Source organism: Pseudolabrys sp. FHR47, assembly GCF_005153485.1.
Taxonomy (GTDB): Bacteria; Pseudomonadota; Alphaproteobacteria; order Rhizobiales; family Xanthobacteraceae; genus Pseudolabrys.
In genome coordinates, this window is sequence record NZ_CP039740.1 from 693,663 (window position 1) to 716,767 (window position 23,105).

General features: G+C 63.8%; 21 protein-coding genes and 1 pseudogene. 10 read left to right on the plus strand and 12 right to left on the minus strand.

Features of this window, described 5'->3' with window-relative positions; translation table 11 throughout:
• The 5 genes from E8Q40_RS03435 to E8Q40_RS03455 all read left to right on the plus strand — a co-directional run bounded on the left by E8Q40_RS03435 (position 1) and on the right by E8Q40_RS03455 (position 5,623).
• A complete protein-coding gene (locus E8Q40_RS03435) occupies positions 1 to 981 on the plus strand; it encodes an alpha-ketoacid dehydrogenase subunit beta (protein ID WP_137043067.1) in 981 nt (326 codons plus the stop codon).
• Positions 982 to 1,100: 119 nt separating this feature from the next.
• Positions 1,101 to 2,552, plus strand: a complete 1,452-nt coding sequence (locus tag E8Q40_RS03440; RefSeq protein ID WP_137043068.1) for an NAD-dependent succinate-semialdehyde dehydrogenase — start codon at positions 1,101 to 1,103, stop codon at positions 2,550 to 2,552.
• Between the two features lie 11 nt (positions 2,553 to 2,563).
• A complete protein-coding gene (locus tag E8Q40_RS03445) occupies positions 2,564 to 3,766 on the plus strand; it encodes a 2-oxo acid dehydrogenase subunit E2 (protein ID WP_137043069.1) in 1,203 nt (400 codons plus the stop codon).
• A 23-nt stretch (positions 3,767 to 3,789) separates the two neighbouring features.
• Positions 3,790 to 4,767 (plus strand): 2-hydroxyacid dehydrogenase, encoded by a 978-nt coding sequence (locus tag E8Q40_RS03450; RefSeq protein WP_137043070.1) that lies wholly within the window; start codon positions 3,790 to 3,792, stop codon positions 4,765 to 4,767.
• A 172-nt stretch (positions 4,768 to 4,939) separates the two neighbouring features.
• Positions 4,940 to 5,623 (plus strand): AprI/Inh family metalloprotease inhibitor, encoded by a 684-nt coding sequence (locus tag E8Q40_RS03455; RefSeq protein ID WP_168197726.1) that lies wholly within the window; start codon positions 4,940 to 4,942, stop codon positions 5,621 to 5,623.
• A 177-nt stretch (positions 5,624 to 5,800) separates the two neighbouring features.
• Here the strand turns inward: E8Q40_RS03455 and radC are convergent, their stop codons facing one another.
• The 7 genes and pseudogenes from radC to E8Q40_RS03490 all read right to left on the minus strand — a co-directional run bounded on the left by radC (position 5,801) and on the right by E8Q40_RS03490 (position 11,856).
• On the minus strand, positions 5,801 to 6,538 hold the full coding sequence (gene radC / locus E8Q40_RS03460; RefSeq protein ID WP_137043072.1) for a DNA repair protein RadC: 738 nt from the start codon (positions 6,536 to 6,538) through the stop codon (positions 5,801 to 5,803).
• A gap of 66 nt (positions 6,539 to 6,604) precedes the next feature.
• Positions 6,605 to 7,428, minus strand: a pseudogene (gene map / locus E8Q40_RS03465) (type I methionyl aminopeptidase).
• A gap of 216 nt (positions 7,429 to 7,644) precedes the next feature.
• Positions 7,645 to 8,622, minus strand: coding sequence for a D-erythronate dehydrogenase (denD, locus tag E8Q40_RS03470; RefSeq protein ID WP_137043073.1), 978 nt, complete (start codon positions 8,620 to 8,622; stop codon positions 7,645 to 7,647).
• 14 nt (positions 8,623 to 8,636) lie between these two features.
• Positions 8,637 to 9,887 carry an MFS transporter gene (locus E8Q40_RS03475; protein WP_137043074.1) on the minus strand — a complete coding sequence of 417 codons (1,251 nt, stop codon included), beginning with the start codon at positions 9,885 to 9,887 and terminating at the stop codon, positions 8,637 to 8,639.
• A complete protein-coding gene (locus E8Q40_RS03480; RefSeq protein ID WP_137043075.1) occupies positions 9,884 to 10,606 on the minus strand; it encodes a GNAT family N-acetyltransferase in 723 nt (240 codons plus the stop codon). The genes E8Q40_RS03475 and E8Q40_RS03480 overlap by 4 nt, the downstream gene beginning before the upstream one ends.
• 5 nt (positions 10,607 to 10,611) lie before the next feature.
• Positions 10,612 to 11,448 (minus strand): oxaloacetate decarboxylase, encoded by an 837-nt coding sequence (locus tag E8Q40_RS03485; RefSeq protein WP_137043076.1) that lies wholly within the window; start codon positions 11,446 to 11,448, stop codon positions 10,612 to 10,614.
• A gap of 135 nt (positions 11,449 to 11,583) precedes the next feature.
• On the minus strand, positions 11,584 to 11,856 hold the full coding sequence (locus E8Q40_RS03490; RefSeq protein WP_137043077.1) for a hypothetical protein: 273 nt from the start codon (positions 11,854 to 11,856) through the stop codon (positions 11,584 to 11,586).
• Positions 11,857 to 12,370: 514 nt separating this feature from the next.
• Here E8Q40_RS03490 and E8Q40_RS03495 point away from each other — a divergent pair.
• The gene (locus E8Q40_RS03495; protein ID WP_137043078.1) at positions 12,371 to 13,552 is read left to right on the plus strand and encodes a pyridoxal phosphate-dependent aminotransferase; all 1,182 of its coding nucleotides are present in this window, start codon (positions 12,371 to 12,373) and stop codon (positions 13,550 to 13,552) included.
• A gap of 5 nt (positions 13,553 to 13,557) precedes the next feature.
• Here the strand turns inward: E8Q40_RS03495 and E8Q40_RS03500 are convergent, their stop codons facing one another.
• Positions 13,558 to 14,880 carry a mechanosensitive ion channel family protein gene (locus tag E8Q40_RS03500; protein ID WP_137043079.1) on the minus strand — a complete coding sequence of 441 codons (1,323 nt, stop codon included), beginning with the start codon at positions 14,878 to 14,880 and terminating at the stop codon, positions 13,558 to 13,560.
• A gap of 120 nt (positions 14,881 to 15,000) precedes the next feature.
• Entirely contained in the window at positions 15,001 to 15,915 is a 915-nt protein-coding gene (locus E8Q40_RS03505; protein ID WP_168197727.1) for a DMT family transporter, read from the minus strand.
• A 133-nt stretch (positions 15,916 to 16,048) separates the two neighbouring features.
• On the opposite strand from E8Q40_RS03505, the gene E8Q40_RS03510 reads away from it, so the two are divergent.
• From E8Q40_RS03510 to E8Q40_RS03525, 4 genes are all read left to right on the plus strand, one after another.
• Positions 16,049 to 16,984, plus strand: coding sequence for a 3-keto-5-aminohexanoate cleavage protein (locus E8Q40_RS03510; RefSeq protein WP_137043081.1), 936 nt, complete (start codon positions 16,049 to 16,051; stop codon positions 16,982 to 16,984).
• Positions 16,985 to 17,034: 50 nt separating this feature from the next.
• A complete protein-coding gene (locus E8Q40_RS03515; RefSeq protein ID WP_168197728.1) occupies positions 17,035 to 17,535 on the plus strand; it encodes a TRAP transporter small permease in 501 nt (166 codons plus the stop codon).
• A gap of 25 nt (positions 17,536 to 17,560) precedes the next feature.
• Positions 17,561 to 18,862 carry a TRAP transporter large permease subunit gene (locus E8Q40_RS03520; protein ID WP_137043083.1) on the plus strand — a complete coding sequence of 434 codons (1,302 nt, stop codon included), beginning with the start codon at positions 17,561 to 17,563 and terminating at the stop codon, positions 18,860 to 18,862.
• Between the two features lie 271 nt (positions 18,863 to 19,133).
• Positions 19,134 to 20,915, plus strand: a complete 1,782-nt coding sequence (locus E8Q40_RS03525; protein ID WP_137043084.1) for a potassium/proton antiporter — start codon at positions 19,134 to 19,136, stop codon at positions 20,913 to 20,915.
• On the opposite strand, the gene E8Q40_RS03530 is transcribed toward E8Q40_RS03525, so the two are convergent.
• The 3 genes from E8Q40_RS03530 to modC all read right to left on the minus strand — a co-directional run bounded on the left by E8Q40_RS03530 (position 20,916) and on the right by modC (position 23,096).
• Complete coding sequence (locus tag E8Q40_RS03530; protein ID WP_205995665.1) at positions 20,916 to 21,461, minus strand: DUF6580 family putative transport protein; 546 nt, start codon at positions 21,459 to 21,461, stop codon at positions 20,916 to 20,918.
• A gap of 75 nt (positions 21,462 to 21,536) precedes the next feature.
• Positions 21,537 to 22,349: a cobalamin-binding protein gene (locus E8Q40_RS03535; protein ID WP_137043085.1), complete on the minus strand. Its 813-nt coding sequence runs from the start codon at positions 22,347 to 22,349 to the stop codon at positions 21,537 to 21,539.
• An 87-nt stretch (positions 22,350 to 22,436) separates the two neighbouring features.
• A complete protein-coding gene (gene modC / locus E8Q40_RS03540; protein WP_137043086.1) occupies positions 22,437 to 23,096 on the minus strand; it encodes a molybdenum ABC transporter ATP-binding protein in 660 nt (219 codons plus the stop codon).
• Positions 23,097 to 23,105 lie beyond the last annotated feature (9 nt).

A 23,105-nucleotide genomic window follows, 5' to 3' on the forward strand; every position in this document is an offset into this window, starting at 1 on the left:
ATGCCCGAAATCACCTATCGTGACGCGGTGATCCGCGGCATCGCGCAGGAAATGACGCGCGACAATGACGTCGTCTTCCTCGGCGAGGACGTTGCCAAGGCCGGCGGCGTGTTCAAGGCAACCGTCGGGCTCTACGAGCAGTTCGGTCCGTTGCGCGTGCGCGACACGCCGATCTCCGAACAGGCCATTCTCGGCGCCGCCATGGGCGCGGCGATGACGGGGTTGAAGCCGATTGCCGAGATCATGTTCTCGGACTTCTTCGCGGTGTGCTTCGACTACATCGCCAACGAATTCCCGAAGAGCCGGTACATGTCGAACGGCCAGACCAAATGTCCGCTGGTCGTGCGCACCGGCAACGGCGCCGGTTCGCGCTTCGGCGCGCAGCATTCTCAGTCGGTTGAGAACTGGTGCATGATGATCCCCGGCCTCAAGGTTGTGGCGCCATCATCGCCGGTCGACGTCATCGGCCTACTCGCCGCCGCCGTGCGCGATCCCGATCCGGTGATCTTCCTCGAGCACAAGTCGCTCTATCCGACCAAGGGCGAGGTGCCGGACGGCGAGATCGTCGACAGGCTCGGCACCGCCAAGATCCTGCGGCCGGGCCGCGACGCGACCATCCTGGCGCTGGCGCTGATGGTGCCGCGCGCGCTCGAGGCCGCCGAGCGGCTGAAGGCGGAACACGGCATCGACTGCGAGGTTGTCGATGTGCGTTCTCTGGTGCCGCTCGACACCCAGACCATTCTCGGTTCGGTGGCGAAAACGCACCGGCTCTTCACCGTCGAGGAAAATCCGCGGCTGTGCGGCTGGGGCGCGGAAATCGTCTCCATCGTCGCGGACGAAGCTTTCTACGATCTCGACGGTCCGCCGGTGCGCATCACGACTCCGCATATTCCGCTGCCGGCCGCCGACATCCTCGAAGACATCGTGTTGCCGACGCCGGAGCGTATCGTCGACGCCGTACGGCGGAGTTTGCAGGGCTGACCGGAGTATCGCGTAGCGAAAATCTGCTATTTCGTGCGGCGACGGTGACGCTGGACTTTGGCACGATAAAATCGACGTTCGCGGCTCGCGAACAACGACGCAGATGAAAAGGACAGGCCATGTACGAAAATCTCCTCGCTGGCGTTCCGACTGATCTGTGGATCGGCGGCAAATGGAAAAAGGCTTCCGACGGCGGTCGCTTCGACGTCATCGATCCGGCGACGGAAAAGACCATCGCCTCCGTCGCCAGCGCCACGGTTGACGACGCCATTGCCGCGATCGACGCGGCCGATGCCGCGTTCCCGGCCTGGGCTGCCAAAAAACCGCGCGAGCGCGCCGAGATCCTGCGCAAGGCCTTCGAGATCATCATGCGCGATGCCGAGCGCTTCGCGAAACTGATCACACTGGAGAACGGCAAGGCGCTGTCCGACTCGCGCGGCGAGGTCGCCTATTCGGCGGAGTTTTTCCGTTGGTACGCCGAGGAGGCGGTGCGCAATCTTGGGCAGATGTCGACGGCGCCGGCCTCCGGCGCGCGCATTCTCGCCCAGCACAAGCCGGCCGGCATTGCCGTGTTGGTAACGCCCTGGAATTTCCCGGCGGCGATGGCGACCCGCAAGATCGGTCCGGCGCTGGCCGCCGGCTGTCCGGTGGTGCTCAAGCCGGCGTCCGATACGCCGCTCACCATGCTGGCGCTGATGCCGGCGCTGGAAGAAGCCGGCGTGCCGCCCGGCGTGGTCAATGTCATTCCGTCGCGTTCGTCGGGCAAGGTCGTCTCGGCCATGCTGCACGATCCGCGCGTGCGCGTCGTGTCCTTCACTGGCTCCACCGAGGTCGGCCGCAAGTTGCTGCACGAAGCCGCGGATCAAATCCTCAAGCCGGCGATGGAACTCGGCGGCAACGCGCCGTTCCTGGTGTTCGAGGACGCCGACATCGATGCCGCGGTCGATGGCGCCATGATCGCGAAAATGCGCAACATGGGCGAGGCCTGCACCGCGGCCAACCGTTTCTATGTGCACGAGAAGGTGCATGACGAATTTGCCAAGAAGCTCTCGGCCAAGATGGGTGCGCTCAAGATGGGCAATGGCCTCGACGACGGCGTCGCCGTCGGCCCGCTGGTCAACAAGGAAGGCCGCGACAAGGTCATCGAGCTGGTCGAGGACGCCGTGTCCAAAGGCGCCAAGCTTCTCACCGGCGGCAAGGTGCCCGATGGTCCCGGCTTCTTCTATCCTGCGACCGTGGTTACGAATGTGCCGGATGGCGCGATGATGCTGAACGAGGAAATCTTCGGGCCGGTCGCATCGATCCAGACCTTCAAGACAGAGGACGAAGCGATCAAGCGCGCCAATGACACCGAGTACGGTCTGGTCGCTTACTTGTTCACCAAGGATCTGTCACGCGGCCTGCGTGTCTCCGAGAAGCTCGAGTTCGGCATGATCGGCCTCAACCGCGGCCTCGTCTCCGATCCGGCGGCGCCGTTCGGCGGCGTCAAGCAATCGGGCCTCGGCCGTGAAGGCGCGCAAGAGGGCATGAAGGAGTTCCTCGAGACGCAATACATCTCGGTGACGTGGTAAGTGGTGGGGTAATGGACGTCCTGATGCCGCAGCTCGGCGAAACCGTCGCCGAAGGCAAGATCGTGAAGTGGTTCAAGCAGGCCGGCGACGTCGTCAAGCCGGGTGAGAACCTGTTCGAGATCGAGACCGACAAGACGTCCATGGAAGTGCCGGCGATCGCTGCCGGCACTTTGACTGACATCCGCTTCGGCGTCGGCGACGTCGCCAAGGTCGGCGCGGTGGTGGCGGTGATTGCGGGGGTGGGTGGGGATGTGCGGGCGAAGTCGGTTGAACCTAAGCGGCATGATACTCCCAAGGCGCCGCAACAAACTCCGTTCGTCCCCGCGAAAGCGGGGACCCAGAAGTCCCAAACACAGAAACAGCTGGATCCCCGCTTTCGCGGGGATGACCGGAGTGAGAGGCGCGGGAACGAACCGTTGAATAGTTCATCGCAATCTCAGCGAGACTTTGCCTACCCCGACATGTCCCCCTGGCGTGAGGTTCGAACTCCGGAGCGAAACTTCGGACCCGCCAAGCTGTCGACCGGCCGCTACGTTACGCCTCTCGCGCGCCGCCTCGCCTCCGAGCGCGGCATCGATCTTGGGCGCATCTCCGGCTCCGGTCCGCATGGCCGCATCGTCGCTGCGGATGTCGACAAGGCACCGGTGCCATCTGCAGCCGCGCAGGCGTCAACGTCGCAGTATTATCTCGTCGCCGATGTCGAGATCGACCGGCTTCAGGCCATGCAGACCGAGGCGAAATCTGCCGGCGCAGAATTTTCAATCGGCGACTTTGTCGTCAAGGCCTGGGCGGTGGCGCTCCAGCGCGTGATGCCGGAAGCCGGCGCCGATATCGGCTTGATCACGACCATCGATGGACGCCGCGCTACCACGATCATTCGAGAGGCCGCCACCACGACACTGACAGCGATCGCTCGCGAGGCTGCCGGGCAGGGCAGCGCCTCGCCGTCCGGCGCGACCAGCGCCGTCGCCATGGCCGCCGCGTCCGGCATCCGGGAATTCACCGCCATTCTGACGTCGCCCTTCGTCTCGGCGCTCGCCGTCGGCCAGCCGCGCCGCGCGCCCATAGAGAATGACGATGGCAGCATCAAATTCATTGGCTTGATGACGGTCACGCTGTCATGTGACCATCGCTCGGTCGACGAAGCCTTGGCCGCCGATCTGCTGACGACCTTCAAAACTTTGGTCGAAAATCCAGTGGCCGCGCTGGTCTAGAGAAATTCATTGGGAGACAAGTAATGGCGAACGAGAAGCGCGATGTCCTTCTGATCGGTGCCCGCAAGCCGGTGCTGGTCGGTGGGCTCGAGGGCAAGGTCAACCTGCATTACTATCTCGACGCCAAAGACAAGGCCGCCTTCATCAAGGAAGTCGGGCCGAAGATCGGTGCCATCGCGCTCGCCTATACCCACGACAAGGTCGACGGGCCGTTCCTGTCGCAGTTCCCCAATCTCAAGCAGGTGTCGAGCTTCGGCGTCGGCTACGATCACGTCGACGCCAAGTGGGCCGGCGAGCACGGCATCGTCGTCACCAACACGCCGGACGTGCTGAACGAGGAAGTCGCCGACACCGCGCTCGGCCTGCTGCTGTGCACCTTGCGCGAATTTCCGCAAGCAGACCGATATGTCCGCGCCGGCAAGTGGCCGAAGGCGCCTTATCCGCTGACCAAGGCCACCTTGCAGGGCCGCACCGTCGGCGTCGTCGGCATGGGCCGCATCGGCAAGGCGATCGCCAAGCGTCTGGAAGCGTTCAACGCCAAGGTCGTCTATCACAGCCGCAATCCGCAGACCGGCGTTGATTACAAGTATTATCCCAAGCTGGTCGACATGGCGCGCGATGTCGACACGTTGATGGTCATCGTGCCGGGTGGCGCCTCGACCAAGAACCTGATCAATGCCGAAGTGCTCAAGGCGCTGGGGCCGCAGGGCGTCGTCATCAACATGGCGCGGGGCAGCGTCATCGATGAACCGGCGCTGATCGAGGCGCTCAAGAACAAGACGATCTACTCGGCCGGTCTCGATGTGTTCGTCAATGAGCCGCAGGTGCCGCAGGAGCTGATCGACATGGATCATGTCGTGCTGCTCCCCCATGTCGGTTCGGCGAGCGAGGCGACCCGCGCCGCCATGGACCAGCTTGTGGTTGACAACATCCTGGCCTGGGCCGATGGCAAGCCGCCACTGACGCCGGTTCCGGAAACGCCCTATCCGCCGAAAGGGTGACGCCGAAAAAGAAGGCGTTAATGATAGCTCCGCTCATTCCCGCGCATAGCCGTTCGAAGAACGGCGTTCTTTCATAACGCCTATGGCGGGAATCCAGTCTATATTTGTTGCACCGGGGTGCCGGTTCTGGGTCCCCGCTTTCGCGGGGACGAACGGAGATAGGGTTCGACCTATGCGCATCGCGATTGGCGCTGTCTACTTACTCGTCACGCTCGGTACCGCTCACGCCCAGACGCCGCCGCTCGGCGACCAGGCCAATGCGTTGCTCGGCTCGTGGGAATTCTCCAACGCCGGCCGTGATCGCCGCTGTACCGCCGTCTTCACAAATGCGCCCGTGGCGGGCGGTTACAAGGTCGAGTTCGATCCCAACTGCGTCAACATGTTCCCGTTCATCCAGAATGTCGCGGGATGGCGCTTTCCGGATAGCGACAACCTGTTCCTGTTCGATGCCGGCGGCAAAACGCTGGCCGAGTTCAGCGAGGTCGAGGCCGGCATGTTCGAGGCGCCGACACCGGGCGTCGGCGTTTTGTTCCTGCAGAATGCCGCGGCCGCCGCGCCGCCGCCAAAGAAGCCCGAGGAGGTTGCCGGCGACTGGGCCATTGCGGGCAATGCGGTGCTGTGCGAGCTGTTGCTCAACACGGCGGCCGCGACCGGCGGCGGCATGCGGTTGGTTATCAAACCCGGCTGCCGGGATGACATCGGGAAGCTGAACTTCACGCGCTGGCGCATCGAAGGCGGCGAGCTGCAATTGTTGCCGGCGCAAGGCACGACGCCCTGGCGCTTTGTTGAGAGCGACAGTGACAACTGGCGGCGCATTCCGGAAACCAGTGAGCCGATGAATTTGATCAGGAAATAGCTTCTTTACCCTCCCCCTTGTGGGGAGGGTCGATTGTCGAGCGAAGCGAAGACGATCGGGGTTGGGGGTATTCGCCGTATCGTAACGACCCCCACCCCGCTCGCCATAGTGCGTCGAAGACGCGCGTAACGCGCTTATGGCTCGCGACCCTCCCCACAAGGGGGAGGGTAAAAAGCATCAGATCAGCTTCATCCCTTTCAGACTCGCGTGGCCATCCTTGCCGACGATGATGTGATCATGCACGGCAATGCCTAAGGGCTTCGCCACGTCGATGATCGCCTGCGTCATCTGGATGTCGGCGCGCGACGGCGTCGGATCGCCCGACGGGTGATTGTGCACCAGGATCAGCGCGGTCGCCGACAGTTCGAGCGCGCGTTTGACCACCTCGCGCGGATAGACGGGCGTATGGTCCACCGTGCCCTGCTGCTGCACCTCGTCGGCGATCAATTGGTTGCGCTTGTCGAGAAACAGCAGGCGGAACTGTTCCTTGTCCTCATAGGCCATGGCGGTGCGGCAATAGTCGATGACGCTGGCCCACGACGACAGCACCGTGCGCTTGGTCGCTTCGCCGCGGGTGATCCGCTTGGCCGAGGCGTGCACGATCTTCAGTTCGTCGATCACGGCATCGCCGACGCCCTTGATCTCCTTGAGCCGGGTGCGCGGTGCCGCCATCACCTCGGCGAACGAGCCGAATTTGGCGACCAGCTCTTTGGCCAGCGGCTTGACGTCCCGTTGCGGAATGGCGCGGAACAGCACGAGTTCGAGCAATTCGTAATCGCTGACGGCATCCTCGCCGGCTTTGCGGAAGCGCTCGCGCAGTCGCTCACGGTGGCCGTGGTAATGCGGCGTCGCCTCGGCGAGCCCATGCGCGCCGTTGGCCATCTCGTCCTCGTCGGTCCTGAAGGGGTCCACCATCCGTTACGCGCTCGCTCAACCGGAGCGGGCATTATAGGGGGAATCCGCGCAGACGGCGAGGCCGGTTCAGACCTTGTAAGGCGGCTTGTCGAGCCCGGCGGGCGAGAAGGTGAAGACCTCGACGCCGTCGGCGGTGACGCCGACTGTGTGCTCGAACTGGGCCGACAGCGAGCGGTCTCGGGTGACGGCGGTCCAGCCATCGGACAGCACCTTCACATGCGGCCGGCCGAGATTGATCATCGGTTCGACGGTGAAGAACATGCCGGGCTTGAGTACGACGCCTTCGCCGGGGCGCCCGACATGGACGATGTTCGGCTCGTCGTGGAACAGCCGGCCGAGGCCGTGGCCGCAGAAGTCACGCACCACGCTCATGTGCTGGGCTTCGACGTAGCTCTGGATGGCGTGGCCGATGTCACCTGTGGTGGCGCCGGGACGGATCACGGCGATACCGCGCATCATCGATTCATGGGTCACTTCGATCAGCCGCTCGGCGCGGCGCGGAATATCGCCGACCGGATACATGCGGCTCGAGTCGCCATGCCAGCCGTCGACGATCAAGGTGACGTCGATATTGACGATGTCGCCGTCCTTGAGCGGCTTCTCGTTCGGAATGCCGTGGCAGACGACATGGTTGATCGAGGTGCAGGTCGATTTGCGGTAGCCGCGGTACATCAGCGTCGCCGGCAGCGCGGCATTGTCCATGGCGAACTCATAGACCAGCCGGTCGATCGTGTCGGTCGGCACGCCCGGTTTGACGTGAGGCGTCAGCATGTCGAGGCAGCGCGCGGTAAGCTGACCGGCCTTGCGCATGCCTTCGAAGGCAGCGGGGCCGTGAAGCTTGATTTGCCCGGTCTTGCGCTGGGGGATACGGCGGCATCGATGTAAGTCATGGGGGGAATGTAAGGATTTGGGGCCGGAGGGGCAAGTTGGGCCGGGCCTAGGGCACGAAATGCCGCCAATAGCCGTCATGGCCGGGCTTGTCCCGGCCATCCACGTCTTGTTGCTGCGGAAGGAAGTCGTGGATGCCCGGCACATAAGGGCGTTTACGCCCGTCTTCGACGGGCTATGGCCGGGCATGACGACGGAGAGGGTGGCTAGGCAGAGTTCTACGCAATCTTCCCGCCCAGTTCGTCCTCGATATGCGCTTTGACGATCTCGTCGAAGTTCTGCTCCGCCCTGAAACCGAGTTCCGCGGCCCGTTTGGCGTCGATGCGTTCCGACCAGCCGGCGACGATGCGCATGACGAGTTCGTCCGGCTCGCGCTTGATACGGGCGGCGACCTTCGGTCCGGCGATCCGGGTCAGCGAATCGATCTGCTCGGCGACGGTGCAGCACACGCCGGGCATCGCCAGATTGATGCGCGGCCCGAGCTGCTCGCGGGTCAGGCTCGCAGCATGGATGAGGAAGCCGACGGCGGAACGCGGTGAAGCATGGGTATGCCGCACGGTATCGGCGACCGGCAGGATCGCCTCCTGGCCCGCCAGCGGTTCGCGGATGATGCCGGAGAAGAAGCCCGAGGCCGCCTTGTTCGGCTTGCCCGGGCGCACGCAGATCGTCGGCAGACGGATGCCGACGCCGTCGAGGAAACCGCGGCGATTGTAGTCGGCGAGCAGCAATTCGCTGATCGCTTTCTGCGTGCCGTAGGAGGTCAGCGGCGTCAGGTGGAAATCGTCCGGGATGGCGTGCGGAAATGGCGCGCCATAGACCGCGATCGACGACGTGAAGATGAATTTCGGATGATAGCCATCGGCGTGGCGGATGGCTTCGAGCAGAGCACGAGTACCATCGAGATTGACGTGATAGCCCTTGTCGAAGTCCAGCTCTGCTTCGCCGGAGACGACGCCGGCAAGGTGGAAGATCACCTCGGGTCGCTCAGCGATCAGCTTCTCGGCCGCGCCCGGCGCCGCCATGTCCCCGGTGACGATGTCGACCTGGCCGCTAAAGCCCGCTGGCTTTTCCGGCGCGACGACGTCGGTCAGCGTGAATTTGTCGACAGCTTTGCTGTTCAGTCCGCCGTCCTTGACCAGACGGGCGATCAGCTTGCGCCCGATCATGCCGGCCGCGCCGGTCACCACAACATGCATTGGCATTTCCCCTTTTAAGTGTCTTCTTTTTTATTCTCGGCCGGCTGGAACCGGTCGAGGTGCCGCAGGTCCGGAAACAGCATCATCCACAAACCGGCGACAAGCAACGAGCCGATGCCGCCAATTAGAACAGACGGCACCGCGCCGAACCAGCCCGCCAGCACGCCGGACTCGAACTCGCCGAGCGTATTCGATGAGCCGACAAAAAGGTAGTTGATGGCGGCGACCCGGCCGCGCATCTCGTCCGGCGTCTCGACCTGCACCAAGGTGAAGCGGATGACGACGCTGACGGCGTCGGCGGCGCCGAGCACGGCGAGCGCGCCGATCGACAGCGGCAGCGAGGTCGACAGCGCGAACACGATCGTGGCGGCGCCGAACACCGCGACCGAGGCGAACATCTTGCGGCCGATGTGGCGCTCGACCGGGAAGCGCGACAGCACCGCGGCAGTCAGCAGGGCGCCAATCGCGGGCGCCGAGCGTAACAAGCCGAGTCCGATCGGGCCGGCCTCGAGGATGTCCTTAGCGAAGATCGGCAGCAGCGCGGTGGCCCCGCCGAGCAGCACGACGAACAGATCAAGCGAGATGACGCCGAGCAGCCGGCTGCGGCTGCGCACGAAATCGAAGCCGGCCAGCACCGAGCGTAAAGTCGGAGGCTCGCGGCTCGGGGTGTGGCGGGTCACGCGCATGAGGCTGACGCAGGCGATGGCGGCGAGGAAGAACGCGGCGCACATCGCGCTCACGGCGCGCGGTTCGAAGGCATAGATAAAGCCGCCGAGCGCCGGGCCGCAGATCACGGCCGTCTGGTTCGCCGAAGTCCAGGCCGCGACGGCACGCGGCATCAGCTTCACCGGTACGGTGGCCGCGACCAGCGACTGGTTGGTTGGCAGTTCAAAGGCGCGGGCGCAGCCGATGGCGAAGACAAGAACGAACAGCAGTTCGCGCGACAGCCAGCCGCCGAGCATCGCAACAGTCATGACAATGGCGCAGAGCGCGTAGACGGCTTGCGCCAGTCGCACCGTGACGCGCCGATCGTAGCGGTCGGCGACATGGCCGATGATGAGGGTGAGTATGACCGCGGGAATGAACTGTAGCAGGCCGACATAGCCGAGATCGAAGGCGCTGCCGGTGATCTCGTAGATCGACCAGCCGATGACCACGGCCAGCGCCTGATAACCGATGGTGGCGAACAGCCGCGCGAACCACAGGAAGACGAAAGGGCGGTGCTGCAGCAAACCGCCCTTGGCCGGCTCGTCGGCCGCGCTCATCCGACGAAGCCGTTCAGTTCGCTCAAGGAGATCTTCTGCTGGCCGGCGGCGTCGAAATTGTCGGGCGCCAGCCAGCGCTCGAACGCTGCCTTGCGGGCCGGCCATTCGGTGTCGATCATCGAGAACCAGGCATTGTCGCGGTTGCGGCCTTTGGCAATGATGTGGTTGCGGAATGTGCCCTCGAAGACGAATCCGTAACGCAACGCCGCGCGCCGGGAGGCGGCGTTGAGCGCGTTGCATTTCCATTCATAGCGCCGATAGCCGAGCGTCTCGAAGGCATAGCGTGCCAGCAGGTACTGTGCCTCGGTGCCAATCTTGGTGCGTTTGAGCGCCGGCGAATAAAGCACATGGCCGACCTCGATGACGCGCATCTCGGGGCGGATTTCCATCAGCGTGAAATAGCCGACCGCGCAGCCATTGTCGTCGATGATGGCGTAGGCATAAGGATCGGTCAGGCCGGCGCGCTTGGCGATGAACTCGGCGAAGATTTCCGGATCAGTGAATGGCCCGTCGGTGCTGATATAGGTCCAGATATCGGGATGGCCGTTGAACACGGACCAGAGATCGTCGGCGTGATGATCCTGCAGCTTCTCGATACGGCCGTAGCGGCCTTCCAAGGCTACCGGACCGGGTCGCTGCGCCGGCGTGGCGTCGACCTTTAGGCCGACGGGCTGCCCGGTCTCGGGCAGCGGTTCCCATTGCGACTCGAAATCGGGCATGGCGTTTACTGCTCTGACGGCGTGTTTTGCGCGAAAAATGCGTCCAGATCGGTGCCGGATATCACGCCGCCGAGGCGGTCGAAACGGCCCTCGGTCGCGATCAGTGTCGCCGCCTTGATGAAGGCGTCCATCGCGACACGTGCAAGCGCACCGCCGACGCTGATGCGGCGAACGCCCATCGCGGCGATATCGGAGACGGTGAAGCTGCCGGCCGCAGACATCAGGAGATTGACCGGTTTCGGCGCGACGGCCGTGACCACGGCTTCGATCTGCTCGCGGGTTTTGATGCCGGGCACATAGAGGCAATCGGCGCCGGCTTCGGCAAAAGCCGTGAGACGCCGGATGGCGTCGTCGAGGTCGGGACGGCCGTGCAGGAATCCTTCGGCGCGAGCGGTGAGCAGAACGTCGCCGCCCGACTGGTCGATCGCCTGTCGCGCCGCGCGCACGCGCACGACCGCCTTGTCGAAGTCATAGAGCGGGGCGGTTTCGTCGCCGGTGAAATCCTCGATTGATAGTCCCGCCACGCCGGTGTCGACGCAGAGCCGCACATTGTCTGCGAGCGCGTCGGGCTCGTGCGCATAGCCATTTTCGAAATCGGCGTTCAATGGGATGTCGGTGGCGGCGGCCAGTTCGCAGTAATGCGCGAGCACCTGGTCACGGCTCAGGGCGCTGTCAGGGCGACCCAGGGAATAGGCGTATCCGGAGCTGGTGCTCGCCAGCGCCGGAAAGCCGAGGCTCTGCAGGTAGAGTGCGCTGCCGACATTCCACGGATTGGGAATGACGAAGCAGCCGCTGCGATGCAGGTTCCTGAAGGCGCGGCGTTTTTCGGTGGTGGTGGACATGAAGCCTATATCCCCGGCGGCCGCAGGACCGTGCCATGACAAGGCGCGGAAGGACAATTGCATTCCTTGATGGGGCGATGAATGCCGCTCATGCAGCGACGCGCCATCGGGCGGCCAAGGCCTGTGGCGCGTCGGTCAGGTGCCCTGAACCTGACGGGAACTTCTCCCGGGAAAGACGCCCGCTTGGTCGACCGGCATCCGGCCGAGCACCAGGCGCCCTTGCTGGTCGAACGCGCTGGAAATCAAACTCGGACGTCCGTTGAGCAGGAAGGTGCTCAGACTGCGCTGGGTGCGTTCCGGCATATCGAGATAGGCCCGGATCAGTTCGACGATGCCGGGCTCGCGCGTCCAGTAGTAGAGTTCGAGCAGCCGGCTGGTGTCGGTGCCATTGGCCAGCGTCTTGATCAACTCAAACCCTTCGCTGTCGCTTTGGCCATTGGCAGGATTGGCTCGTTGTCCGCGTTTGGGTTCACGTGGCATGTTCGTCCTGACGTAACGGAGGGACCTGCGGTCCGCGTCTGATCAGCGCGGAACCTGTGATACGGTCGAGCGACCTCGAGACCGCGGTGGGGTTGTGAGGCTTTTCGGCAAGCGCGGCGAAGTCGAGGGTGTCGCGGGCGGGGGCAAAAGTTGAAGATTTCACGGGCGGCTTTATCTCCCGATGTACAGGCGAACTAATGGACAATCTTCTTACCGTAAAAGTTGTAATTGATCATACGAGGTGCCGGAGGTTTCGTCATCCGAAACGCGCAAGAACGGGCGCAGGATAGTCATTGGCAGAATCAATCTATGATTTTAAAAGTATGAACTACAATTATAAATTGTGATCTGCCGCTCAGAGGCTACGCATGCCGGTTTGCATTTGCGCGGCGGATCATGTGAACTCCCGCCAAATTTTGCTGTCTCCGGGGAGGCTTATGCGATGCTCAAGACGATCGCGGCGTTCGACCGCATTGGCGAGGAAAACGCCTTCGCGGTGCTGGCACGCGCCAATGCGCTGATCGCCCAAGGCCGCGATATCATCAATCTCGGTATCGGCCAGCCGGACTTCCGTACCCCGGATTTCATCGTTGAAGCCGCTGTGAAAGCATTGCGCGACGGCCACCACGGCTACACCGCCGCAACCGGTATCCCGCAGTTGCGAGAGGCGGTCGCGGCCGATCTGCACAAGCGTTTCAAGGTCGAGGTCTCGCCCGACAGCGTCATGATCATGCCCGGCGGCAAGCCGACCATGTTCATGTCGATCCTGATGTTCGGCGAACCCGGCGCCGAGATCATGTATCCGGATCCCGGCTTTCCGATCTATCGGTCGATGATCGAGTTCACCGGTGCGACTCCGGTCCCGATCCCGATCCGCGAGGAAAATGAGTTTGCCTTCTCGGCGGAAGAAACGCTGAAACTGATCACGCCGAAGACACGCCTCATCATCGTTAACTCGCCGGCCAATCCGACGGGTGGTGTCACACCGAAGGTCGAGGTGGACAAACTTGTGGCAGGCCTCGCCAAGTGGCCGGATGTCGCCATCATGTCGGACGAGATTTACGACCACATGACCTATGATGGCGAGCAGCACGTCTGCCTGCTCTCCTATCCGGAGATTCGTGATCGCCTTATCCTGCTTAATGGCTGGTCCAAGACCTACGCCATGACCGGCTGGCGCCTCGGCTACGCCGTGTGGCCGGGCAAGCTCTACGATCTGGCGCGCAAGCTCGCCGTCAACCTGCATTCCTGCGTCAACGCTTCGGCGCAATATGCTGGGCTCGCCGCGCTGACCGGTCCGCAGGACGAAGTGGCGAAAATGATCGCCGAATTCGACCGCCGCCGCAAAGTCGTGGTCGAAGGTCTCAACAAATTGCCGGGCGTGTCATGCCGCACGCCGAAGGGCGCCTTCTATGCCTTCCCGAACGTCAAGGCGACGGGATGGAAGGCCAAGGCGTTGGCGTCATCGTTGCTCGAAGATGCCGGCGTCGCCATCATCGGCGGGCCGGATTTCGGCATTCTCGGCGAAGGTTATGTCCGGCTGTCTTATGCCAACTCGACCGCGAACATCCTGAAGGCGCTCGACCGCATGGGCGACTTCCTGTCGAAGAAGAAGGCGGCGTAAGCGTCTCAATCGCCCGGGGGCTCCAGTCCCGTCTTGCCGCGCATCGGTGCCTCTCGCGTAATTCGCACGTCGCGAACGGGATAGGGAATCTCGATACCCGCTTCCTTGAACGCGTCCCATAGCGCCAGCATCACCGGCGCACGGACATTGATGATGCCGTTGTTGGGATCGGCGATCCAGTAGCGCAATGAGAAGTTCAGCGACGAGTCGCCGAATTCCTCAAAATAGCAGACCGGTGCCGGATCGTGCAGTACGCGCGGGACCTTCAGGGCCGCCGCGACCGCGACCTCGCGGACATGATGCGGATTGCTGTCGTAGCTGACGCCGAATAACGATTTCAGCATCATCCGGTTGTCCGAATAGGACCAGTTGATCACTTGTTGTGTGACGAAATCCTCGTTCGGGATGAGAATCTCGCGGCCGTCGCGCGTATCGACCGAGGTGTAGCGTGCGCCCATATTGGTGACCCAGCCGACTTGATCGCCAATGGTGACGACGTCGCCGGGTTTGATCGACTTGTCGGCGAGCAGAATGATGCCGCTGACCAGATTGGAAACGATCTTCTGCAAGCCGAAACCGACGCCGAGGCCGATGGCGCCGGAAAAGAAGGCAAGCGCGGACAGGTCGATGCCGACGCTCGATAGAACGATGAAAATGGCAAAGGTGATGAGCAGGATGCGCAGCACCTTACTGATCAGGACCTGCACGGAGGGGGTTAGGTCGTTCACGGTGCGCAAACGGCGATCGACAAAGTCGCTGAACGCGTTGGCGATCCACAGCGTGAACAGCAGGAGCACGGTGCCCTTGATCACAGTCAGGGCCGAGATGCGCAACCCGCCGACCACGAGTGCATAGCTGTCGAGCTCGGCGCGCACCGCCATGCGCAAGCCCAGAATGTCGAGCGCTGCAAAGGTCCAGGCCCCAATCGATACGACGCGATGAATAAACTGGTTCCGGATCAGGCTGGTCACCAGAGCAATGACCACCCAGGCCGTCGCGAGGCTTACTGCTACGCCGAGCAGGTATGAACGGCTCGGCCACGTCAGCGACAGCATGGCCTCGCGAACGATGAAGAGGATAACGATGAAGATGATCGTGCCGACGCATTCGAGGAACGAGCGGGCCAGCAGTTTTAACATCGGCGGCCAACCCATGGTCACCGACGTCAGGTCGACGCGGCGACGGATCAGGATTCCCGCCACCGTGCCGATGGCGCCGGCGGCCAGCAGGATGCCGAACTGAACGAGCAGCCAGAACGAGGATAGTTCGGCGACGAGTTTAGGCAGCGTATCGGCCAAACTGGCGATGCCGCTTTGGACGCCGTCCATGTGTCGCGCTCCTGGAACGAGGCGGTTTCGTCCGCGCCTCCCGTCAAGTCCTATCAAATTGATGCTTGAGCCGCGGTGACAAGCGGTAGGTTATGCACATCTACGGAGTGCATAATCGCCTCAGCGCAGGGCGAAGCGGAAGCCGACAAGGACGGTCGCCAGGCCGATGAGCTGGGCGATAGTTGGCACGATACCCAGCGCGAGAAAGCCGATGATCAGCGAAAATCCGGGGACCAGCGCCGGAAAGGTCGAGGCGCGACCGGCACCGAGCAGCGTGACCGCACGGGCAAAAAGAAAGATAGGCAGCACGCCGGCCACGAGACCTTGCACCACGATTTGCAGCAGGTTCTCGCCCCAGCCGAACCGCAGCATGTTCTCGGTGCCGATAAACAGAAAATAGATCGGGCTGTAGACCAAAACCGACATCAGGCCGACTGCGGCGGCTACGCGCATGCCGGTTACGCGCCACTGCCGCAGCAGGATGCCGAACAATGCCCACAAGGCGCCGGCCGTTGCGAACAGGAGATCGCCGCCGATGCCGTGTGTGCCGATGGTCGCGAATGATTCGATACCGAACACGACAAGGCCGGCGATGATAGTGGCGGCGCCGACGACCCGCGATGCGGACAGCCGTTCCTTGAGCAGAACCGCGGCCAGCACGATGCCGGCCAAGGCAGCCGTCGCCGGCTGGATGGTCGTGCCGTGGCCGAAAGGCACGTAGATGAACCCGGTATAGGCGACCAGCGCCTGGGTCGGGCCCGACAGCGCCGCCAAAATGAAACCTCGCCCCCAGCCGACGCCACCAAGGTCGGTCACGCCATCGCGGACGATCAGCGGAATCAGCAGCAGCCCGGTCCAAAAGTAGCGATGGATCGCAAGATCGGCCGGCGTGAGGCCGATCGAGATGCCGTGTTTCGCCACCGCGAACCCGGCGGCCCAGGCCAGCGCCGCGCCGACGCCGCAGAGCGCGCCCATGAGCAGGCCGGGCGTTTTTCCGCTCGGCGAAATTCCGGATTTGGGTGGGCTGGCCTGCAACGGGGCATCCAGTTTTTTGTGGCGCGCGGCCATGCGCCGTGCGAGGTGACGTCCGCCCGGCACATAATCTAGGATTGCCGGATAAGTCCAACGATCAAAAACACATCGCAACTACGCCAAGGACGGATAGCTCATGGCTAAGGCACGCAAAGTCATCATCACCTGCGCTGTTACGGGTGGCATCCACACCCCGTCGATGTCGCCCCATCTTCCGGTCACCGCGCAGGAAATCGCGGACGCAGCCATTGGCGCGGCCGAAGCCGGTGCCGCCGTGGTGCACCTCCATGCGCGCAATCCGCAGGATGGCCGTCCCGATCAGTCGCCCGAACTGTTCTCGCCGTTCCTCAAGGTGATCAAGCAGCGTTCCGACGTCGTTCTGAACCTGACCACCGGCGGCGCGCCGACCATGACGGTGGAAGAGCGTCTGCGCCCGGCGGCGACGTTCAAGCCGGAAGTCGCCTCGCTCAATATGGGCACGATGAACTTCGGTCTCTATCCCATGATCGAGCGGTTCAAGGGCAAGTTCAAATACGACTGGGAAGAGCCCTATCTCGAAGGCACGCGCAAGGGCATGTTCAAGAACACGCTCGCCGATATCGAGATGATCCTGACGACCTGCGCCGAGAACAATACGCGCTTCGAGGTCGAGTGTTATGACATCAGCCATCTTTATACGCTGAAGCATTTCCTCGACCGCGGCGTGATCAAGGCGCCGCTGTTCATCCAGTCAGTGTTCGGCATTCTCGGCGGTATCGGCACGCATCCCGAAGACGTCATCATGATGAAGCGCACGGCCGACCGGCTGTTCGGTGACCAATACCATTGGTCCGTCCTGGGCGCCGGCGCCGCGCAAATGCGCATCGCGGCAATGGCGGCGTCGATGGGAGGCAATGTTCGCGTCGGCCTTGAGGACTCGCTGTGGATCGGCGCTGGCAAGCTCGCCGAGTCGAACGCGCAGCAGGTCAAGAAAGTGCGCCAGATTCTCGAGGGCCTCGGCCTCGAGATCGCGACGCCCGACGACGCGCGCGAGATCCTCGCGCTCAAGGGCGGCGACAAGGTCGCATTCTGATGCGCGCGGCCAGGCGCTCGGCGCCAAGCCGCACAGGCAGTTGGCAGCCGGTGGCTATCGCCGACCGGTTGTCGCGCTTCACGATGGTCCTGGCGGCGGCCCTGACCTTCGTGCTGGCGATCGTGCTCCTCGCCGATGTCGTGAGCCGTGCTCTCGTCGGCCGTCCGATGGGCGGCGCGAACGACATTGTCGGCAATGTCATCGTGATGATCGTGTTCCTGCAGGCCGGCTACGCGGTGCGTTGCCGGTCGATGCAGCGCACCGATTTTCTGCTCGGCCTGATGCCGTGGCCGGTGCGCCGCGTCGTTCTCGCGTCCGGCTATGCGCTCGGTGCACTGTTGTTCGCGGCGATCGCCACCGCCAATTGGCAGCCCGCGCTCATGGCGTTCGGCGGCAGCGGCGGCGTGACGGCCTGGATCGCTCACTTCGCGATTGTCGCAGGTGCGGCGCTGGCCTGCATCAATTACGGATTGCTGGCGATCCTCGATCTGACCGGAACCGAACCGACGCTTGACAGAGAGCTGGCCGAATTGCGAAGCCTGGAGCCATGAACCTGGACTTCCGGCAGAGAGCGGCGTGATCGGAATCGGCGCAGCGACTGCGATATTCGTCGCTATGGCGGTGTTGATTGCCTTCGGCGTTCAGGTCGCCATTGCGCTCGGTATTGTCAGTCTCGCCGCGATCTATGGTGCGACAGGCTCTTGGCAGGAGGTTTCGCGGCTTGTCGCGGCGACCGCCTATGACGGCCTCCGTACCGACATCATCATCGCTATTCCGTTATTGATGCTGATGGGCGAGTTCATCGCCCGGTCCGGCGTCGTGACCGATATCTTCCGGGCGACAAGTCGCACGCTACGCCACATGCGAGGCGGGGCAGCGCTCGCCGCGACCATCGGCAATTCACTTTCTGCATTCGCCGCCGGTAGCTCGGTCGCGGGCGCGGTCGGATTTTCCCGCATCTCCTACGGTGAATTGCGTCGTCGAAGTGACGACAGCGCGACATCGCTCGGAACGATTGCCAGTGCCGCTGCGCTTGGAATGCTGCTTCCGCCGAGCATTCTGATGGTCACCTGGAGTATTCTCACGCGCCAGCCGGCCGGCGCGCTCTTTCTCGCCATGCTGGTGCCGGCCCTGCTTGTCGTTGTTGCTTTTGGCGTGTCGGTGCGGGGCGCGGGAACCGCGCTGAACACGTCGAGCGCACCCAAGGATGGACCGCCTGAGACATCGCCTCCGCGTGTCTGGACAAGTCTGATCGGCATCGCGCTGGCCGTAGCCGTCGTTATTGTCGGCAGCGGCGTGCGCATCCTGAGCGTCGCCGAGGCGGCGAGCCTTGGTGCCGCCATCGGTCTGGCATTGGCTATTAGCAGGGGCATGCGCCCCGCCACGATTGTCGAGGCAATTCTGGTCGCGGGGCGCGCTTCCGCGCCGATCCTGCTGCTGATCTTCGCAGCTCTGCTCTATGCCCAGGCGCTCGCGGTGACCGGCGCGGGTGCCGCATTTGAAGCCGCACTCGCGAGTCTCGGGGCTGCAGCCGCGCTCGCGGTGATGATTGCCGTATGGCTGGTGCTGGTGACTGTCCTGGACGCATTATCGGCGCTGGCGCTCACCGCCGCGTTGTTTGTCCCCGCTGCCGCGACCTTGGGCATCGATCCGTTGGCCCTCACCGTGATCGGCGTTCTGGTCCTGGAAGGTGCGCCGCTGGTGCCGCCGCTGGGGCTATTGGTGTTCACCACCCGGGCCGCCGTCGGCGAGGATGGTGTCCCGGTGTTCGACATCTTCAGGCATGTTCTGCCGATGCTGGCGATCCTGATGGCCACTGTCCTGCTGGTCGCGATCGTCCCAAAAGTCGTCATTTGGCTGCCTTATCTGGTCGGCTGATCGATCGGCGACCGCGACAAAGCGCGCGCCGGGTTGACGCGTGGCGTTCAGCGCGCTTGGTGGATTCGCCAATGGGAAAGCGCCAATGCACCACTATATGCACGCTCGTGCGGACCTACGTCGGTCGGCGCCGGCGTGAGATTCACGAATTCTTGCAACGATTGGCGTTTATTTCCCGCAAGCGAATGTGTTTCTCTGAGCCTAAGTGATTTGCGCGGCCGACCCGGCCGCCGGTCGCCCGATGACTCAGACTGGAGAATCCCGCGGTTCAATGTCGGCACTCGATACGGTCAGCATTGCGATATTGCTCGGCAGCCTGCTGGTGCTGGCCGGCATTTTGTCGAGCCTGCTGGCGATGCGTTTCGGCGCGCCCTTGCTGCTGGTGTTCTTGGGTGTCGGCATGCTGGCCGGCGAGGGCGGTCCGGGCGGCATCCGCTTCGACGACGTTGGCATTGCCTATACGGTGGGTTCGATCGCGCTGGCGCTGATCCTGTTCGACGGTGGTCTGCGCACGCGCTTTGCCAGCATCCGCAGCGTCCTGGCGCCTTCGATGATGCTGGCGACCGCCGGTGTTGTGGTGACGGCGCTGATTACCGCGCCGGCCGCCAAGTTCGCGCTCGGCATCGGCTGGACCGAAGCGCTTCTGCTCGGCGCCGTGGTCGCCTCGACCGACGCCGCGGCCGTCTTCTTCCTGCTCAGCGCCGGCGGCCTGCGTCTGCGGCCGCGCGTCCGCGCCACCCTGGAGGTCGAGTCGGGCACCAACGATCCCATCGCGATCTTTCTGGCGCTGCTGCTCGTCGAGATTCTGTCCGTCGGCGGCCTGAGCTGGTCGCAGGCGTTCGTGACCTTGTTCCGCAACGCCGTACTCGGCGCCGCCATTGGTTACGGTGGCGGTCGCATGATCGCCTGGGTGCTCAACCGCGTGAACCTGCCGCAGGGCCTGCATGCACCCTTCGTCGCCGTGAGCGCGCTGGTGGTATTCGGATTTGGCAACGCGGTGCATGCCTCCGGCTTTCTCGCCGTCTATATCGCCGGCCTCGTCGTCGGCAATCGGCAGATCCGCGCGCATAATTCGGTGGTCGTCTTTCTCGACGCCATAACCTGGCTGATGCAGATTGTGATGTTCGTGCTGCTCGGCCTGTTGGTATGGCCCGGACGGCTTGGCGCCAATCTCATCGGCGCCATCGTGGTGGCGCTGACCCTGATGCTGATTGCGCGGCCAGCCGCCGTCTTTCTTTGTCTCTGGCCGTTCAAGTTCCAGTGGCGTGAAAAGCTTTTCATCTCGTGGGTCGGCTTGCGCGGCGCGGTGGCGATTTTTCTGGCCTCGATTCCGCTTCTGGTTGGACTGCCCGGCGCGGCGCTGTACTTCGACGTCGCCTTTGTCGTGGTGGCGTCCTCGCTGCTGATCCAGGGTTGGACCGTGGCATTGTCGGCACGCAAGCTCGATATGTCGTTCTCGCGCGCCGATCCGGCGCCCCGGCGAGTCGAACTCGACTTGCCTGGCCAGATGACGCGCGAGATGGTTGGCTATCCGGTTCCCGCCAATAGTCCCTTCCTCAAGCGCGGCCTGATCCCGAACTGGGCGCGGCCGACCTTGGTGATCCGCAACGAGGAAATCCTTACGCCGGCGGAGGCGGCGCCGGTGCAGGAAGGCGATTACATCTATCTGCTCGCGCCGCCGGAAAAGGCGCAGGCGCTCGACCGCTTCTTCATGGAAAGTCCGGCGCCGCGCGTCCCGGCGGCGGAAGCGCTCGGCGACTTCTTCGTCCCCGGCAACGCCACGCTCGGCGCGCTGGCGGACATCTACGGGCTGCAGGTCGCCGCCGACCATGCCGAGGTCAGCCTCGCCGATTTCTTTGTCGAGCAACTCGGCCGTCCGGCCAGGGCTGGCGATATTGTCGCGCTCGGCACTATCGCGCTGCTGGCGCACAAGGTCGAAAGCGGCAAGGTGTCGACCGTCGGCCTGCGGCTCGACGAGCCGGAAGACGCCGCCACAGTCAGCGGCAGCGCCAGAGCGCTGATGCAGAAGGTGCGGAAGAAACTAAGCCGCTGATCAGCCGTTTGAGCGGGAAAGCAGCGGCATGTGCTGGATCATCCACGCGCCGCCGAATAGCACCGCGGTCCAGAAAAGATCGCCGATCAGCGTGTTCTGGAAGAACGGCAGCGCCAGCACGTAGCACTGCGTCAGGCCGGCGATGTCATGGCTGTACATGCCGCTGAAGGCCCAGACCGCGAAGTTCGACAGCACGAAGAAGGCGACTGAGCAGGCAACCATGGTGCCTGCAGTGCCGATGACGCCGCGCCAGTTGCGTGTCGCCATGCCGGCGAAAGCGGGCAGGGTGATCGCGCCGTAGGTGACGAGCGAGATGCGCCAGTCGTCGCCGGAAAGCACCAGACCCGACAGCGCCATCGCGGCGAGCGGCACCACCGGCGCCAGCACGGGATTGCGCAGCATGCGGCCGGCGAACAGCGCGCTAGCGGCGACCGGCATGAAGCCCCAGGCATGCGGCAGGAGCCGCGCCAACGCCACGAAAGCGACGAGGAAGGCGATCAGCGCCAGATCGGCCAGCAGAGCGGAGCGGTTCTCGGTCGTGTGCATCGCATTGAATCCCGTTTGTGCGTCGCAAGCGTCTTAGCACGGCCGGGTGGGCCGAATCCATCGGCCAAAAGCCCGTCAAACGGCCTTTTCTGGGACCTTCTGGGCCCATTCGGCGATGATGACGGCGAGAGCGTCAAGGCCGTCGGTCAAGGCGGCCGGACCGGGCTGCAGGATTACGGTCGATTTGACCTCGCGGAGCCAGCCGGTGGCAACCGCCGGGACGGTCTCGAAGCCCGGCCGCGCTACGACCTTGGCGGGCACGAATTTCTTGCCGCACCACGAGCCGATGATGATGTCCGGCTGTGCGGCGATCACCGCCTCCGGCGCGACGATGCGGTCCCTGGCGTTCTTGCGCTTCGACAGTCCAGGGAAGATGTCGTCGCCGCCGGCGGTCTCGACCAGTTCGGACACCCAGTTAAGGCCGGAGATCATCGGCTCGTCCCATTCCTCGAAATAGACGCGCGGCCGTCGCGGCAGCTTTGCGGATTGCGCGCGCACGTCTTCGAGGCGGGCCGCGAGTCTATTGGCGAGCGTGTCGGCTTTCCCGGGTTGACCGACCAGCGCGCCGACGGTGCGTATCATGGCGAAGATGCCGGCGACATCCCGCTGGTTGAAGGCGTGGACCGCGACATTGTTGCGGATCAGTTCGGCGACGATATCGGCTTGCAGATCGGAGAAGGTGAGAACGAGATCGGGTTCGAGTGCCAGAATCTTCGGTACGTCGGCGGAAATGAAGGCGGCGACGCGCGGCTTCTCCTTGCGCACTTGCGGCGGGCGCACGGCATAGCCGGACACGCCGACGATGCGCGCATCCTCGCCGAGGAGATAGAGCGTCTCGACGGTTTCTTCAGTGAGGCAGACGATGCGGGCGGGAGGGAACATGGGCATACTCTACACCGTCATCGTCCGCGAAGGCGGACGATCCAGCGCTTGTTCAGGTGAAAGAGCTGGATGCCCGCCTTCGCGGGCATGACGTCAGAGGAGTTCCGCCCCGCCGCTTTTCACCACCCGTCCCGCATCGAGCAGCACGACGCGACTGGCGAGTGCTTTCACTTCTGCGGGGTCATGGCTGACATAGATCATCGGCAGTCTGGTATCGTCGCGCAGGCGCACGAAGTAGGGCAGTATCTCGCTCTTCCGCCGCGCATCGAGCGAGGCCATCGGCTCGTCGAGCAGCATCAGGCGCGGCTTCATCAGCAGCGCACGCCCGAGTGCGACGCGCTGGCGTTCGCCGCCGGACAGTGCGCCGGGGCGACGATCGACGAGCGGCGCGATGTCCAGCAACTCGGTGACGTGCCTGAACTGCGCCGCGTCGCGCGGCAGGCCGGTCATCCAGCGGCCATAGCCGAGATTGCGCGCGACGGACATATGCGGAAACAGCCGGCCGTCCTGGAAGACGGTGCCGATGCGGCGGCGGTGCGCCGGAACGTCGATGCCCGCCGCGCTGTCGAACACCGTCTCGCCGCCGATGACAATGCGGCCGCGGTCGGGCTTGATGAGCCCGGCGATCATGCCGACGATCGAGGTCTTGCCCGATCCCGACGGTCCGAACAGCGCGGTAACGCCGCTGTCGCCGTCGAACGAGACGCTGAGGGCGAAGTCGCCGAGTTGCTTGTCGATGTCCACCGAGATCACGCAAGAACC